The following is a 15,597-nucleotide window of genomic DNA, read 5'->3' on the forward strand; positions in this document are numbered from 1 at the left end:
AGCTCAGGGCCGGGAGTGTCTTCGGAGCGGTGATCATGACGTCGCGAACAAGGCGCTCCGAGCGCTGGGCCTGCTGCGCAGCGGCGACGTCGGTGGCCGTGGCGATGCCAGGGCTGCAGGATGTCATCGCGAGGCCTGGTCCCAGCCGCGTCGTGGGGCGGCGTTGCCGAGCGGCCGGTCGTCGCGCGAGCGGTAGACGATGTAGGGGCGGGTGAGGTAGCCGAGCGGAGCGGAGAAGACGTGCACCAGGCGGGTGAACGGCCACAACGCGAAGAGGCCGAAGGCGACGAGGGCGTGGAGCTTGAAGCCGATCGGCGCCTGCGCCATCAGGTCGGCGTCGGGCTGGAAGGCGAGGAACGAGCGGTACCAGACCGAGACTCCCTCGCGGTAGTTGTACTCACCTCCCAGGCTGAAGATCGAGCCCGCGATGGTGTTCCACATGCCCAGCACGATGGCCGCTCCGAGGAAGGCGTACATCACCTTGTCCATCGGCGTCGTGGCCGAGAAGACCGGTCCGACCGTGCGCCGGCGATAGATGAGGATGGACATGCCCACCAGCGTCATGGCGCCCGCGACGAGGCCGCCACCGACGGCGGCGTAGTGGTAGAGGTGATCGTCGATCCCGACGGCCTCGGTCCACGATCGCGGGACCAAGAGACCGATGACGTGTCCGCCGACCACGCCGAGCATGCCGAAGTGGAAGAGTGGCGAGCCGAGCCGGAGCAGCCGGTTCTCGTAGAGCTGCGAGGAGCGGGTGGTCCAGCCGAACTTGTCGTAGCGGTAGCGCCACACGTGCCCGACCGCGAAGACCGCGAGGCAGAGGTAGGGGACGATGACCCAGAGGAAGGTGCTCATCGGGAGGCTCCCATCGGTGCTCCTACGGGGATCGAGGCGGAGGCGATGAGTGCCGGTCCGACGTCGAGGGCAGGGTCGGCGCCGTAGCCGGACAGGCCCACCTCCTCGGCGGGCGGGCCCTGCTCGACGAGCCGGCGTACGGCGTCGGCCTCGGCGCCCTCGAGCACGGGCAGCGTGCCGCAGAGAGCCAGCAGGGCCGCTGCCCAGGGCGACCCGGTGGTGCCGTCGTCGTTGCGCCAGCCGGTCAGGGCGAGGCGGAGCATCTCGACGCCGGCCCGGTGCTCGGTGAGCAGCTGCCACGTCGTGTGGGCGTCGACGGTCGCCCCGAGCTGGAGCACGGCGCAGAGGTGGTCGGGGAGCTCCCCGTCGTCGAGCCACTCGACGCCGGCGGCACGGTAGGCCTCCTTGAACCGCACCAGTGCAGCACCGCGGCGGCGGGTGTCGCCGTAGGCGAAGTAGGTCAGGTAGAGCGCGCACTTGCGCGTGTGGTCGAAGGTGGCGACGTAGTCCTCCTGCAGCCGCTCCAGCGGCGTCGAGCGGAGGTACGCGAGGAGCTCCCGCAGGTGGGGGTCGTCGGGCACTAGAGCCTCGAGGCCGTCCACCGCGGCCACGAGGTCGCAGGTCGGGTAGTCCAGCACCGCCGAGCAGACCGCCCACACGCGGCGTACGTCCTCGCTGGGGCCGGAGCGCTGACGGCGTCGGAACATCACTGCTCTCTCCCGTCGGACGGCGGTGGAAACAAGCCCTCGGGTGTGCCCTTGCCGTCCCAGTTGAGCAGGTTGACCCGGCTCGCCTTGTCGTCGGGCGCGGCCACGGTGTCGGCGGTCTGCCGGTCCTGGAGCATCCGGAAGTTCTCGACCGCGACAGGCGTCGGGTAGCCGGCGCCCTCGCCCAGCAGGGCCTGGTCGTAGTACGAGCCGGCGGCGTCGAAGTCGACGGCGCAGTCGGTGGCCAGCTCCTCCAGCGCGTGGGCCTGCTCGGCGTGGGCGGGAGGGATGACGTAGCGCTCGTTGTACTTGGCGATCGCGAGGAGCCGGAACATCTCGTAGATCTCTTCCCCGCTCATCCCGACGGCAGCCGGGATCGACTCGTCGGGGTCGCGACCGAGGTTGATGTCGCGCATGTAGGAGCGCATCGCGGCGAGCCGCTTGAGGACCTTGTCGACCGGTGCGGTGTCGCCCGCGGTGAACAGGTTCGCGAGGTACTCGACCGGGATCCGGAGTGTGTCGATCGCGGCGAAGAGGTTGCCGCGGTCCTCGGCGTCCTCCCCCGTCTCCTGCACGACGTCGACCACCGGTGACAGCGGAGGGATGTACCAGACCATCGGCATCGTGCGGTACTCCGGGTGGAGCGGCAGCGCGACCTCGTAACGGTTGATCAGCGCCCACACGGGGGACTTCTTCGCAGCCTCCACCCAGTCGCCCGGGATGCCGGCATCCTCGGCGGCCCTCTGTACGGCCGGGTCCTCGGGATCGAGGAAGCACGCGCGCTGGGCGTCGTAGAGCGCGTGCTCGTCCTCGGTCGCGGCGGCCTCGAGCACCTTGTCGGCGTCGTAGAGGACCAGCCCGATGTAGCGGAGCCGGCCGACGCACGTCTCGGAGCACACCGTCGGGATGCCGACCTCGACGCGCGGGTAGCAGAAGGTGCACTTCTCGGCCTTGCCGGTCTTGTGGTTGAAGTAGACCTTCTTGTAGGGGCAACCCGACACGCACATGCGCCAGCCGCGGCAGCGGTCCTGGTCGACCAGCACGATGCCGTCCTCGGCCCGCTTGTAGATCGCGCCGCTGGGGCAGGAAGCAGCGCACGACGGGTTGAGGCAGTGCTCGCAGATGCGCGGCAGGTAGAACATGAAGGTCTGCTCGAACTCGAGCTTCACCTTGTCCTCGATGCCCTTGAGCATCACGTCGCGGGCCGCGTGCTCCTGTGAGCCGCCGAGGTCGTCGTCCCAGTTGGCCGACCACTCGACGTTCATGTCCTCGCCGGAGATCAGGCTCTTGGGCCGGGCGACCGGGAAGGTGTCGGTCTGGGGGGAGCTGGTGAGCGTCTCGTAGTCGTAGGTCCACGGCTCGTAGTAGTCGTCGATCGACGGCAGCTTGGGGTTGGAGAAGATGCTCAGCAGCTTCTTCACCCGGCCGCCGGCCCGCAGGGCGAGTCGCCCGTTGGGCCGGCGGACCCAGCCGCCCTGCCACTCGTCCTGGTCCTCGTAGGTCCGGGGATAGCCGAGACCGGGCCGGGTCTCGACGTTGTTGAACCAGACGTACTCGGTGCCGGTGCGGTTGGTCCACGCCTGCTTGCAGGTCACCGAGCAGGTGTGGCAGCCGATGCACTTGTCGAGGTTCATGACCATCGCCATCTGGGCCATCACGCGCATGTCGTCGTCTCCTTCCTGCTCAGTACTCGACGGGGGCGGTCCGCTTGCGGATCATCGTGACCTCGTCGCGGTTGTTGCCGATCGGTCCGATGTAGTTGAAGAAGTAGGCCAGCTGGGCGTAGCCCCCGACGATGTGGTTGGGCTTGAGCAGCACGCGGGTGAGGCTGTTGTGGATCCCGCCACGCTTGCCGTCCCGTTCGGTGAGAGGTACGTCGATGAGCCGGTCCTGCGCGTGATGCATGTAGACCGTGCCCTCCGGCATCCGATGGCTGACGATCGCCCGTGCGGCCACCACGCCGTTGCGGTTGACCATCTCGATCCAGTCGTTGTCACGGATGCCGACCTTCGCGGCGTCGCGGTCGGAGATCCACACCGACTGCCCGCCACGCGAGAGCGACAGCATGAACAGGTTGTCCTGGTACTCGGAGTGGATCGACCACTTGTTGTGCGGCGTCAGGTAGCGCACCGAGACGCCCAGCTCGTTCTGCTCGCCGATCGGCTTCTCGCCGAACAGCGCCGTCATGTCGAGCGGTGGCCGGTAGACCGGCAGCATCTCCCCCATCCCGAGGAACCAGTCGTGGTCGACGTAGAACTGCTGGCGGCCCGTCAGGGTGTGGAACGGCTTCTTGCGCTCGATGTTGATGGTGAACGGGCTGTAGCGCCGACCGCCGGACTCCGAGCCCGACCACTCCGGCGAGGTGATCACCGGGACGGGCTGCACCTGGGTGTCGGCGAAGGTGATCTGCTTGCCCTCGTGCTCGGCCGCGAGGTCGGCCAGCTCGGTGCCGGTGCGCTTCTCCAGGAAGCGGAAGCCCTGGGTCGCGAGGTGGCCGTTGGAGACGCCGGCCAGGTGCAGGATCGCGTCGGCCATCTGGACGTCGGTCTCGACCTTGGGCTGGCCCGCGCCAGCGCCGCCGCGGGCCACGCCGTTGCGGGTGCGCAGCACGTCGATCTCGCGCTTGACGTCGTAGGCCACGCCCTTGGTGAGCATGCCGACCTTCTCCATGAGCGGGCCGATCGAGGTCATCTTGTCGAAGATCGCGGTGTAGTCGCGCTCGGCGACGGCGATCACCGGCATCGTCTTCCCCGGCACCGGGTCGACCTCACCGGTCTTCCAGTCCTTCACCACACCATGCTCGGTCGCCATCGCCTCCGGGGTGTCGTGCCACAGCGGCTTGGCGACCACGTCCTTGCGGGTGCCGAGGTGGGTCTCGGCGAGCTCGGAGAACTTCTTCGCGATCACCTTCCAGGTGTCCCAGTCCGACTTGGTCTGCCACGGCGGGGCGATGGCGGGGTTGAACGAGTGGACGAAGGGGTGCATGTCGGTGGTGGACAGGTCGTGCTTCTCGTACCAGGTCGCCGCCGGCAGGACGACGTCGCTGAAGATCGTCGACGACGTCATCCGGAAGTCGATCGTCGTCAGCAGGTCGAGCCGCCCCTCGGCGGCCTTCTCCGCCCACACCACGTCGGCGGGGCGCTTGTCCGGCGGAGCCTCCACCGCGGTGGCGGCCGAGTCGGTGCCGAGCAGGTGGCGCAGGAAGTACTCGTTGCCCTTCGCCGAGGAGCCGAGCAGGTTGGAGCGCCACAGCGACAGCACGCGCGGGTGGTTGTCCTCGTGCTCGGGGTCCTCCACCGCGAACCGGAGGCTGCCCTCCTTGAGCTGCTGGGCCACGAAGGCCGGCACCTCCATCCCGGCAGCCTCGGCGTCGTCGGCGAGCTGCAGGCTGCTGCGGTCGAACGTGGGGTACGACGGCGACCACCCGAGCCGGACCGACTGGGCCAGCAGATCCATCACCGTCTTCCCCGCGAAGACGCCGGTCCCGGCGTCGAGGTCGTCGGCGGAGAAGGTGTCGTAGCGGTACTGCGAGGTGTTCACGTACCAGTACGCGGTCTGGTTCATGTGCCGCGGCGGGCGGTGCCAGTCCAGGGCGAAGGCCATGTGCTGGAAGCCCATGATCGGCCGGATCTTCTCCTGGCCCACGTAGTGCGCCCAACCGCCACCGTTGCGACCCTGCGTGCCGGTGATCGTGGTGAGCAGCAGGATCGCCCGGTAGATCTGGTCGGAGTGGAACCAGTGGTTCACGCCAGCGCCGAGCAGGATCATCCCGCGGCCCTCGGTGTCGACGGCGTTCTGCGCCCACTCGCGCGCCAGCCGCACGACCTGGGTGGCGGGTACACCCGTGTGCTGCTCCTGCCACGCGGGAGTGGCTGGCACCTCCGGGTCGTCGTACCCCCGCGGGTCGGCCTCGTCGGTGCGCGGCCACACACCCGGTAGGCCGGGCCGAGCGACGCCGTACTGCGCGAGGAGCAGGTCGAGGACCGTGGTCACGACGCGGTCGCCGACCCGCGCCACCGGGACGCCACGGCGCTCGTGCACGACCTCGCCGTCCGGGGCGTCGAAGCGCGGCAACTCGACCTCGACGGACTCTCGGGTGCCGCCCTCGTGGTCGGTGTACATGCTGAGTGCGGGGTCGATGTCGCCGAGGTCGAGGTTCCAGTGGCCGAGGCCCTCCTCGCCATATCGGTCGCCGATCGAGCCGTGCGGGATCCGCACCTCGCCGCTCATCGCGTCGATCACCGCGGGCTTCCACATGGCGTTCTCGCTGATGCCGCCGAGGTCGCCCTCGACCAGGAACTTGCCGGGCCGGTAGGCCCCGTCCTCGCCCACCTCGAGGCAGACCAGGTGGGGCAGGTCGGTGTACTGCTTGTCGTAGGCTTCGAAGAAGAGCGTCGTGGCGTCGACGAAGAACTCCTTGAGGACGACGTGGCCCATCGCCATCGCGAGCGCGCCGTCGGTGCCGGGCGCCGGACTCACCCACTCGTCGGCGAACTTCACGTTCTCCGCGTAGTCGGGCGCGACCGCGACGACCTTCTGGCCGCGGTAGCGAGCCTCGGTCATCCAATGGGCGTCGGGCGTGCGGGTCATCGGGACGTTGGAGCCCCACATCATCAGGTAGCCGGCGTCCCACCAGTCCCCCGACTCGGGCACGTCGGTCTGGTCGCCGAACATCTGCGGCGAGGCGTTCGGCAGGTCGGCGTACCAGTCGTAGAAGGACAGCATCGGCGCGCCGATCAGCTCCAGGAAGCGCGCACCCGAGGTGTAGGACACCGGCGACATCGCCGGGATGGGCGAGAAGCCGGCGATGCGGTCGGGGCCCCACCGCTTGACGGTGTAGACGTGCGCGGCGGCGACGATCTCGGCGACCTCGTCCCAGCTCGCCCGCACCAGGCCACCCTTGCCGCGCGCCCTCTTGTAGAGCCGCGCCTTCTCCTCGTCCTGCACGATCGACCCCCACGCCACGACCGGGTCGCCGTGCTGCTGCTTGGCGGCGCGGAACATCTCCAGGAGCACACCACGCACGTAGGGGTAGCGCACCCGGGTCGGGCTGTAGGTGTACCAGCTGAACGCCGCGCCGCGCGGGCAGCCGCGGGGCTCGTACTCCGGGCGGTCGGGCCCGGCGCTGGGGTAGTCGGTCTGCTGGGCCTCCCAGGTGATGATCCCGTCCTTGACGTAGACCTTCCAAGAGCACGAACCGGTGCAGTTGACGCCATGGGTCGACCTGACCACCTTGTCGTGGCTCCACCGCTCCCGGTAGAACACGTCGCCCTCGCGACCGCCCTTCTTGTGCAGGGTGCGCAGGTCCTCGCTCACCTCCGCCTTGGTGAAGAAACGCCTACCGCCGATCAGGGCGCTCTGCAGCTGGTCCTCCAAGTCGGTCACGAGGTGCCTCTCTGTGCGTTGTCGGTAGTGGACAGGTCGGTGTCGAACATGGTCGCTCGTCGATCGGACGTGCGTCGAGCAGGTCAGGCCGAGACGGGCACGTCCGGCGCAGGTGCCGAGGCCGTGCGTCGTACGACGAGCAGGGTCAGCGCGAGGGTCAGGGCCGAGGTGGCCGCGAGCAGCCACAGCCCGATCGCGTAGGAATCGGTCTGGCCGTAGATCCAGCCCATCAGCAATGGCGGCACGAAGCCGCCCAGCCCGCCGGCGGCACCCACGAGGCCCGTCACCCCGCCCACGCGGGCGGGCTCGGTGCTGTGGGCGATGAGGGCGAAGACCGCACCAGACCCGGCACCCAACGCAGCCGCCATGACGAGGAAGGCCACAGTGCCGAGCGTCAGGTTGCTGCCGCTGTCGGACGTGACCGGCGGGTTCGGCGCGGCGAGGGCGGCGCACACCGTCACCAGCGCGAACGCCGCGGACAGCACCGGGATCGACCCGATCCGGTCGGAGAGCCAACCACCGACCGGGCGCATGAGGACCGCCACCACGACGAACCCGGCCATCCGGTTCGCGGCGTCGGCCGGCTCGAGGCCGTGGGCTGTCTTGAGGTAGGTCGGCAGGAAGACCGAGAAGGCGACGTAGCCGCCGAAGGCCACGGCGTAGAGGATGCAGGCCTGCCACGTGATCGGCAGGCGGGCGTTGGCCACCAGCCGCGAGGCCAGGCTCGTGGTGGGGACCACCCGACCGGGCGCGTCGCGCAGCACCAGCCACGCCACCACGGCGTACACCGCGAGCACGGCGGCGGTGATGAGGAACGGCGCCGTCCGACCCTGGTTCTGCGAGAGCGGCACCGTGGTGAGGGCGCTGATCGCCGTGCCACCCATGCCGGCGCCAAAGACGCCGACGGCCAGTCCGCGCCGCTCGGGCGGGAACCAGGCGTTCACGAAGGGGACGCCGACGGCGAAGGCGGTGCCCGCGATGCCGAGGAAGAAGCCGCCGAACAGCATCAGGGAGTAGGAGTCCAGGGCGAAGAAGGCCAGGAAGAGGACCGGCACGATCGTCACCGCAGACACGATCGGGAACATGACGCGACCGCCGAAGCGGTCGGTCAGCGCGCCGACGATGATCCGGCCCACCGAGCCCACCAGGACCGGAACGGCGACCATGAGAGCCACCTCCGACTGGCTGAGCTGGCCGAGCGGGCTGGCAGCACCCTGCTTGAGGTACAGCGCACCGAGCGGGCTGATGAGCGCCCACGCCCAGAAGTTCACGGCGAACCCGATGGTGGCCAGGGCCAGCATCAGCCAGGGATTGCCCGTGCGCGGAGAGGTCGGCCGCGTGGTGGCGCTCATCGTGTGCTCCTGTGACCGGAGGTTTCATCCTGCGAACAGCTCGAAGTTACTACGATGTGTCCGTGAAAAATAAGCGCACGGCGACAGGGCTGGCAAGGGGCCGCGCCGCCGTGCTCGAAGCACTGCTCGACCAGCCCGACCCCGTCGGCATCGACGCACTGGCGCAGGCCACGGCCCGGCACCCCAACACCGTGCGCGAGCAGGTGAACTGGCTGGTCGCGCACGGCCACGTCGAACGCATCCGTCAACCACAGGACGGCCGCGGCCGGCCCGCCTGGCTCTACCAGGCGCGCGGCTCGCGCCCCGGGGACGACGAGTACGTCGAGCTGGCCGCGGCCCTCGCGTGGCGGCTGCAGGACGCGTCGCCGGACACCCACGCCGAGGCCCTGGCGGCCGGGCACGGCTGGGGACGGGACCTGGTCGACCGCCGGGGGACCGTCGCCGAGCCCTCCCCCGAGGCGGGTCGCCGCTGGACCGTCGAGCTGATGGACGACCTGGGCTACGCACCCGACGCCGACTCCGACGCGCGCACCGTCGTGCTGCGCAGGTGCCCGCTCCTGCAGGCGGCCCACCGGTTCCCCGACGTGGTGTGCGCCGTCCACCTCGGGATGGTGCAAGCCGCACTCGAGCGCAACGGCGCCCGTCCCGAGGATGCGCAGCTGACGCCTTTCAGCGCACCTGGCGAGTGTCTGCTACAGCTCGGCACCCGACCGTCTTGATCATCAACTCCGGCACGACCTCTCCATATGACGATCCCGCACCGGGCGCTCCGCGAGCCCATCCCGCACCGGCACGCTCCGCCAGCCCATGGCTGTGCGGGTCAGGCGGTCTGCGAGGTGGCGGGGCGGCGTTCCATGAGGACGGTGTCTCGCCAGCGGCCGTCGAGCTGGGCGATGCCGGAGCGGACGGCGAGGGTGCGGTAGCCCGCTGAGCGGTGCAGGGCGAGGCTGGCGCGGTTCTCGGGGAAGATCGAGGTCTGCAGGGTCCACATGCCGGAGGCGTCCGACTCGGTGACCTGGGTGTACAGGAGGGCCTTCCCGACGCCCCGGCCGCGAGCGGCTTCGGTGACGTAGACGGAGGTCTCGCCGACGCCGGCGTAGCACTCGCGGGTCGACGTGGGCACGACGGCGGTCCAGCCGACGACCTCTCCGTCGAGCTCGGCGACCCAGGCCAGGCCGGGCAGCCACTTGCCTCGCAGCTCCTCGGCGGTCGGGACCTGCGTCTCGAAGGTGGCGTTGCGGGTGGCCAGCCCTTCGGCGTAGACGGCGAGGACGTCGTCCATGTCGTCGTCGGCGACCGGCCGGACGGTGACGTCCGTCGGGAGGTCGGTGGGGCAGCACGGCTGGGAGGCGAGGGTGCCCATCACGACGTCGGCGGCGTGGGGCAGGCCGGTGCAGCACGCCGCGTTGACCGAGACCATGCTGGAGGTGCCGACCTTGTCGACCACGACGAACCCGACCTTGCGGAGCAGCTCGACGTGGTGGGAGCAGGTGGACTGGCTGATGCCCAACTGGGTCGCGAGCTCACCGACCCGCAGCGCGCCCGCCGAGGCGGTGGACAGTACGTGGAGCAGCCGGACCCGGGTGGGGTCTCCGAGCAGCGCGAACCACTCGGCGTACTCCTCCGCCTGGGCGGCCGACAGGCCACCCGTCCGACCGGCCTGGTCCGCGGCCGGCGCGCAGGCGTCGGCGCCCGGTGGCGGCGTGGTCCCGGTGGTGATGGTCGCGGTCACTGCCCGACAGCTCCTTGCTTTCATCGACGGTGGTCGATACATTCTGTCACAGACTTCATCGACCTGCATCGATCCTACCGTGAGGAGACAGTCGTGAACCAGCCAGTCATCGTCATCGGAGCGGGCCCGATCGGGCTCGCCGCCGCGGCGAACGCCGCCGAACGCGACCTGCCGTTCGTCGTGCTCGAGTCCGGCCCGCACGCCGGCGCCGCTGTGGAGGCGTGGGCCCACGTGCGGCTGTTCTCCGCCTGGCGGGAGCTCGTCGACCCGGCCGCCGCGCGACTGCTGGAGCCGACGGGCTGGACGTCCCCGGACCCCGACACCTACCCGACGGGTGGGCAGTGGCGCGAGCAGTACCTGCAGCCGTTGGCCGATGCGCTGGCGGCCCTCGCGACCGGGTCGGTGCGCTACGACGCCGAGGTCGTGGGTGTGGGGCGCGCGAGCCGGGACCTGCTGGTGGATTCCGGTCGTGACCGGGATGCTTTCGCGGTGCACGTGCAGACACCGCAGGGCCGCGAGCGGCTGCTCGGTTCCGCGGTGGTGGACGCCTCGGGGACGTGGCGGCGCCCGAACCCGCTCGGTGCGGACGGCTACCCGGCGCTGGGCGAGGGCGAGCACGCCAACCGCATCGCCTACGGCGTCCCGGACTTCGAGGACCCGCAGCTGGCGGCCCGGTACGCCGGCAAGCACGTGGTGCTGGCCGGCAAGGGCGCCTCGGCCCAGGGGGCACTCGTCGGCCTGTCGAGGCTGGCGCAGTCGCACCCGGGGACTCGAGTGTCGTGGCTGCTGCGCCGGCCCGCCGTCGGCGACGCGTTCGGCGGCGGCGACAACGACCAGCTCGAGGAGCGGGGCCGGCTCGGGCAGGCCGCCCGGGCCGCGGCCGAGCAGGGCGTGGTGAGCACTGTGACCCGGTTCCGCACCGAGTCCGTCACCGTCGACGAGTCCGACGGTTCCGAGGGGGGTCGGCTGGTGCTGACCTCGACCGACGGGCAGCAGGTGTCCGGGGTCGACGAGGTCATCGTGGTGACCGGGTTCCGTCCCGACCTGGCGTTCCTGTCCGAGGTGCGTCTCGACCTGGACCCGGCGCTGGGGTCGCCGCGCGTGCTGGCGGACCAGATCCACCCCGACCACCACTCCTGCGGCGACGTCGCCCCGCACGGCCACCGGGAGCTGGCCCAGCCCGAGCCCGGCCTCTACCTCGTGGGCATGAAGTCCTACGGCCGGGCGCCGTCGTTCCTGGCGATGACCGGGTTCGAGCAGGTGCGCTCGGTGGTGGCGGCGCTGGCCGGTGACCTCGAGGCGGCCGACCGGGTCGACCTGGTCCTCCCCGAGACCGGCGTGTGCAACGGCGCCGGAGTGTTCGACGACCCGGCCGCGACCGCAGACAGCGAAGGCGGATGCTGCGGTACGACGACGGCCGCGGAGCCCGAGCTCATCACGCTGGGCCGCGCACCCCGGTGACCGTGGGGCGCGACGCGCTCCCAAGCGGCGGGGTCCAGGCCCACCACGGCCTGGACCCCGTCCCGCTGCGGCAGGTGGTCGGCGTCCTGAGCCTGAGCCAGATCACCTCGTGGGGCTGCCTGTACTACGGGTTCGCCGCATTGCAGGCCTCCATCGGTGCCGACACCGGCTGGTCGCTGGCCGCCATCACGGGCGCGTTCTCGGTCTCCCAGGTCCTCGCTGGGGTCGTCGGCCTGTGGGTAGGTCGGCGCATCGACGCCCGCGGGCCCAGGGTCGTCATGACCGCGTCGGCAGCCTTGGCTCTGCCCGGCATGGCGCTGGTCGCGCTCGCCCCGACGCTGTGGTGGTTCTACCTGGGCTGGGCGGTCATCGGGGTCGCGGTGGCCGGCACCCTGTACCCGCCGGCGTTCGCTGCACTCACCATCTGGGGCGGCGCCAGCCGGGTGCGCGCGCTGACCACGGTCACCCTGGCCGGCGGCCTGGCCTCGACCGTGTTCGCGCCGCTGGCGGCGGCACTGGACACGACGTGGGGCTGGCGGGCGGCCTTCGGGGTGCTCGCCGGCGTGGCCGCGCTGGTGACCGTCCCGCTGCACTGGTGGGGGCTGCGCCACCAGTGGCCGGCGCGACACGCTGGAGCTGGCGCCGGTGCCCCTGTCGCGGAGACGACCGAAGGAGAGTCGCGGCTGCCTCGCATCGAGGCCGTGAGCCCGGCACGGTCGCGACCGTTCGTGGCGCTCGGCCTCGCCAACACCCTGGTGGCGCTCGCTGTGTACGCCGTGGTCGTCAACACGGTCCCGATGCTGCGTGAACAGGGACTTGACACCCAGACCGCTGCGCTCGTCCTGGGACTCGGTGGGTTGGGGCAGGTGCTGGGGAGGCTCGGGTATGCCCGGTTCGCCGCCGCGACATCGGTGAGCGGTCGCGGCGTCCTCGTCGTCGCGGCCGTCGCCGTCCTGACCGCGGGGTTCGCGCTCGCGCCGCCGGTCACCGGCGTCCTCATCGCCGTGGGCATGTCGCTTGGACTCGTCCGTGGGTTGTACACGCTCGTCCAGGCCACCTCGGTCACCGACCGGTGGGGACCGGCGTCCTACGGCCACCTCAACGCCCTCCTCACCGCACCGGCACTGGCGGCCTCCGCAGCCGCCCCCTTCCTGGGCGCGGTGCTCGCCGACGCGGCCGGCTCCTACGGCAACGCGTTCCTCATCCTCGCCGCCATCGCCGCCCTCGGCGCCGCCCTAATGACCGCCACCACTGGACGCCCCGCGAACCGTTCTTGACCCCGAGCAATACCTCAGTCATCATTGAGGCAATGAGCGTTGAGATATTGTCCGATGGGGGAGTTGAGGAGCGGGTGCGGGTCTTCGCTGCCCTCGCCGAGCCTGTGCGGCTGCGGATCGTGGACCTCGTGGCGTTCGGTGACGCCGCCCCCAGCGAGCTGCAGCGGCACCTCGCCATCAGCTCGAACCTGATGGCCCACCACCTCGGAGTCCTCACCGACGCGGGACTGGTGGCACGGCGGCGCTCCGAGGCAGACCGTCGCCGGTCCTACCTCCAACTCCTCCCCGCGGCGGTGCCTCTGCTCGCCGCAGCCCTGACCCAGCCCGCCCAGACGCAACTCCGCGGGGCGCGGCGGGTCGTGTTCGTGTGCACCGCCAACTCCGCCCGCTCCCAGCTCGCCGCCGCGCTGTGGGCACGGGCCAGCGACGTCCCGGTCACCTCCGCCGGAACCCACCCCGCCGCCCGAGTCGCCCCGGGAGCCGCGCGGACCGCTCGCAAGCACGGTCTCACCCTCCTCGGCGACCGACCCCAACAGCTCGATGAGGTCACCGGGCCCGACGACTACGTCATCGCGGTCTGCGACAACGCCTACGAGGAGCTGCCCGCCGGCACCACGGACCTGCACTGGTCGGTCCCCGACCCGGTCCGGGTCGGCACCGCCGGCGCGTTCGACGCCGCCCACGACGACCTCGCAGCGCGGGTCGCCCACCTCGCCCCCCACCTCAGCCCGAACTAACCACGGAGCACCCCATGACCACCGTCCCTCCCGCCCAGGACTCCCACCCCGGACCGGCGATGCCCTCCGGCATCACCCTCGACCAGCAGCTCGCGCTCACCACGGCAGCCGCGCGACTGGCCGAGGAGTTCACGGGCATCTTCAACGCCGAGACCATCGATAAGTTCCTGACCTCCAGCTACGACCAGTTCGCCGACCACGCCACCGTCGTGAACTTCCTGCCGCTGCTCGCCGAACGGTTCGCCCGGCAGCGCCTCACCGCCCTGGCCAAGGTCGAGGGCAAGGCCCACACCGGCACGCCCGTCGTGATGTTCCTGTGCACCCACAACGCCGGCCGCTCCCAGATGGCACTCGGGTTCTTCACCCACCACGCCGGCGACGCCGCCATCGCCTGGTCCGGCGGCACCGAACCCGGAAACGAAGTGAACCCAGCCGCGGTCGCAGCGATGGCCGAACGCGGCATCGACATCTCCACCGAGTTCCCCAAGCCGTGGACCGACGAGACCGTCCGCGCCGCCGACGTCGTCGTCTCGATGGGCTGCGGCGACGCGTGCCCGGTGTTCCCCGGCAAGACCTACCTCGACTGGGACCTCGAGGACCCCGACGGCCTCACCGTCGACGACGTCCGACCCATCCGCGACGACGTCGAACGCCGCGTGCTGGGCCTCATCGCCGACCTCGGCCTCGCCCGGAGCGGCGCATGACCGCTCCCATACCCGATCTGCCACGGCGGCTGGTCGCCGAGCTCCTCGGCACCGCGCTCCTGGTCACCGTCGTCGTCGGGTCCGGCATCGCCGCGCAACGCCTCTCACCCGACGACGTCGGCCTGCAGCTGCTGCAGAACTCCACCGCGACCGTGCTCGGACTGACCGTCCTCATCCTGATGTTCGGGCCGGTCTCCGGAGCCCACTTCAACCCCGTCGTCTCCGCGGCCGACTGGCTCCTCGGGCGCCGCGCAGGAACCGGCCTGACCGGCCGCGACGTTGTCGCGTACACCGGCGCGCAGATCGTCGGCGGCGCCGTCGGCGCCCTGCTGGCGAACCTGATGTTCGGCGTCGAATTCAGCCGGCTGGCCGCCACCGAACGGACCGGTGCGCCGTTGTGGCTCGGGGAGGTCGTCGCCACCGCCGGCCTCGTCGCCCTCATCTTCACCCTGGCTCGCACCGGCCGCGGCGCACTCGCCGCCCCCGCCGTCGGCGCCTACATCGGCGCCGCCTACTGGTTCACCTCCAGCACCTCCTTCGCCAACCCCGCCGTCACCGTCGGCCGCGTCTTCTCCGACACCTTCGCCGGCATCGCCCCTGGCTCAGTGCCCGGGTTCGTCCTCGCCCAGGTCATCGGCGCCGCACTCGGCGTGGCCCTGGTCCGCTACCTCCACCCGGACGTCGGCACCCCCGAAGACACCACTCCAGCCAACGTCGTCATCCCACACGCAGACCCCAGGAGCACCCCGTGACCACCACCCACCCCGAGGTCCCCATCGACACCGACGTCCCCCAAGTCGTGTTCGCGTGCGTCCGCAACGGCGGCCGGTCGGTGATCAGCCGCGTCCTCACCGAGCACTACGCCGGCGGCCGCGTCATCGCACTCTCGGCCGGCACCCAGCCCGGCGAACACATCCACCCCGAGGTCGCCGACGCCCTTGAGCGGCTCGGCCTCGACACCTCCGGCGAGACCCCCGAACTCCTCACCCGGGACACCATCGCCGCCTCCACCTTGGCCATCACCCTCGGCTGCGGCGAGGAATGCCCCTACGTCCCCGGAGTCACGTACATTGACTGGCCCGTCGCCGACCCCGGCGGCCAGGACCCCGACACCGTCCGCGACATCATCGCCGACGTGGACACCCGGGTCCGCGACTTGCTCGTGCAACTCGTGCCGGATCTCCAACTGCCGCCCTCTGTGCTGCCAGACGCCCCGGCCTCCGGCGCCTGAACCATGACGGACGGGCTGAATTCACTCTAGTGAGCGTGCACCTCTAGGCGTGGGTGGCGCATCCCGCAGAACGAACCTCCCACGGGAACGACGCGGGCCAGGTGCCTGCGCTTCTGGGCCGGTGTCCGTTTGGCCCGTCCGGTGATGTGTTCCGGT

The 15,597-nt window shown here is 70.8% G+C and carries 13 protein-coding genes; 7 read left to right on the plus strand and 6 right to left on the minus strand.

The window, feature by feature from the left end:
* Window positions 1-123: 123 nt before the first annotated feature.
* The 5 genes from narI to K8W59_RS19370 form a co-directional block, all read right to left on the minus strand.
* A complete protein-coding gene (gene narI / locus K8W59_RS19350; protein WP_223396611.1) occupies window positions 124-855 on the minus strand; it encodes a respiratory nitrate reductase subunit gamma in 732 nt (243 codons plus the stop codon).
* The gene (gene narJ / locus K8W59_RS19355) at window positions 852-1,562 is read right to left on the minus strand and encodes a nitrate reductase molybdenum cofactor assembly chaperone (protein WP_223396612.1); all 711 of its coding nucleotides are present in this window, start codon (window positions 1,560-1,562) and stop codon (window positions 852-854) included. The genes narI and narJ overlap by 4 nt, the downstream gene beginning before the upstream one ends.
* Entirely contained in the window at window positions 1,562-3,226 is a 1,665-nt protein-coding gene (gene narH / locus K8W59_RS19360; RefSeq protein ID WP_223396613.1) for a nitrate reductase subunit beta, read from the minus strand. Before narH ends, narJ begins: the two co-directional genes overlap by 1 nt.
* Window positions 3,227-3,245: 19 nt before the next feature.
* Window positions 3,246-6,947, minus strand: a complete 3,702-nt coding sequence (locus K8W59_RS19365; RefSeq protein ID WP_223396614.1) for a nitrate reductase subunit alpha — start codon at window positions 6,945-6,947, stop codon at window positions 3,246-3,248.
* Between the two features lie 83 nt (window positions 6,948-7,030).
* Entirely contained in the window at window positions 7,031-8,299 is a 1,269-nt protein-coding gene (locus tag K8W59_RS19370; protein WP_223396615.1) for an MFS transporter, read from the minus strand.
* A gap of 110 nt (window positions 8,300-8,409) precedes the next feature.
* Between K8W59_RS19370 and K8W59_RS19375 the strand changes: the two genes are divergently transcribed.
* The gene (locus K8W59_RS19375; RefSeq protein WP_223396616.1) at window positions 8,410-9,018 is read left to right on the plus strand and encodes a helix-turn-helix transcriptional regulator; all 609 of its coding nucleotides are present in this window, start codon (window positions 8,410-8,412) and stop codon (window positions 9,016-9,018) included.
* Between the two features lie 101 nt (window positions 9,019-9,119).
* Here the strand turns inward: K8W59_RS19375 and K8W59_RS19380 are convergent, their stop codons facing one another.
* On the minus strand, window positions 9,120-10,031 hold the full coding sequence (locus K8W59_RS19380; protein WP_223396617.1) for a helix-turn-helix domain-containing GNAT family N-acetyltransferase: 912 nt from the start codon (window positions 10,029-10,031) through the stop codon (window positions 9,120-9,122).
* A 93-nt stretch (window positions 10,032-10,124) separates the two neighbouring features.
* On the opposite strand from K8W59_RS19380, the gene K8W59_RS19385 reads away from it, so the two are divergent.
* From K8W59_RS19385 to K8W59_RS19410, 6 genes are read left to right on the plus strand one after another with little or no spacing between them, the layout of a single operon-like run.
* Complete coding sequence (locus K8W59_RS19385) at window positions 10,125-11,492, plus strand: NAD(P)-binding protein (RefSeq protein ID WP_223396618.1); 1,368 nt, start codon at window positions 10,125-10,127, stop codon at window positions 11,490-11,492.
* A gap of 2 nt (window positions 11,493-11,494) precedes the next feature.
* Entirely contained in the window at window positions 11,495-12,769 is a 1,275-nt protein-coding gene (locus K8W59_RS19390; RefSeq protein WP_223396619.1) for an MFS transporter, read from the plus strand.
* 32 nt (window positions 12,770-12,801) lie between these two features.
* Window positions 12,802-13,506, plus strand: a complete 705-nt coding sequence (locus K8W59_RS19395; RefSeq protein WP_223396620.1) for an arsenate reductase/protein-tyrosine-phosphatase family protein — start codon at window positions 12,802-12,804, stop codon at window positions 13,504-13,506.
* A 14-nt stretch (window positions 13,507-13,520) separates the two neighbouring features.
* A complete protein-coding gene (locus tag K8W59_RS20330) occupies window positions 13,521-14,210 on the plus strand; it encodes an arsenate reductase ArsC (RefSeq protein WP_223396621.1) in 690 nt (229 codons plus the stop codon).
* Complete coding sequence (locus tag K8W59_RS19405; protein ID WP_223396622.1) at window positions 14,207-14,962, plus strand: MIP/aquaporin family protein; 756 nt, start codon at window positions 14,207-14,209, stop codon at window positions 14,960-14,962. The genes K8W59_RS20330 and K8W59_RS19405 overlap by 4 nt, the downstream gene beginning before the upstream one ends.
* Entirely contained in the window at window positions 14,959-15,441 is a 483-nt protein-coding gene (locus K8W59_RS19410) for an arsenate-mycothiol transferase ArsC (protein ID WP_223396623.1), read from the plus strand. The genes K8W59_RS19405 and K8W59_RS19410 overlap by 4 nt, the downstream gene beginning before the upstream one ends.
* Window positions 15,442-15,597 lie beyond the last annotated feature (156 nt).

Origin of the sequence: Nocardioides rotundus (assembly GCF_019931675.1) — a bacterium.
GTDB lineage: Bacteria > Actinomycetota > Actinomycetes > Propionibacteriales > Nocardioidaceae > Nocardioides > Nocardioides rotundus.

Bases quoted from the DNA above. Each gene is read 5' to 3' on its own strand.
- narI (WP_223396611.1), bottom strand. From the start codon at position 855: ATGAGCACCTTCCTCTGGGTCATCGTCCCCTACCTCTGCCTCGCGGTC.
- narJ (WP_223396612.1), bottom strand. From the start codon at position 1,562: ATGTTCCGACGCCGTCAGCGCTCCGGCCCCAGCGAGGACGTACGCCGC.
- narH (WP_223396613.1), bottom strand. From the start codon at position 3,226: ATGCGCGTGATGGCCCAGATGGCGATGGTCATGAACCTCGACAAGTGC.
- K8W59_RS19370 (WP_223396615.1), bottom strand. From the start codon at position 8,299: ATGAGCGCCACCACGCGGCCGACCTCTCCGCGCACGGGCAATCCCTGG.
- K8W59_RS19395 (WP_223396620.1), top strand. From the start codon at position 12,802: ATGAGCGTTGAGATATTGTCCGATGGGGGAGTTGAGGAGCGGGTGCGG.
- K8W59_RS20330 (WP_223396621.1), top strand. From the start codon at position 13,521: ATGACCACCGTCCCTCCCGCCCAGGACTCCCACCCCGGACCGGCGATG.
- K8W59_RS19405 (WP_223396622.1), top strand. From the start codon at position 14,207: ATGACCGCTCCCATACCCGATCTGCCACGGCGGCTGGTCGCCGAGCTC.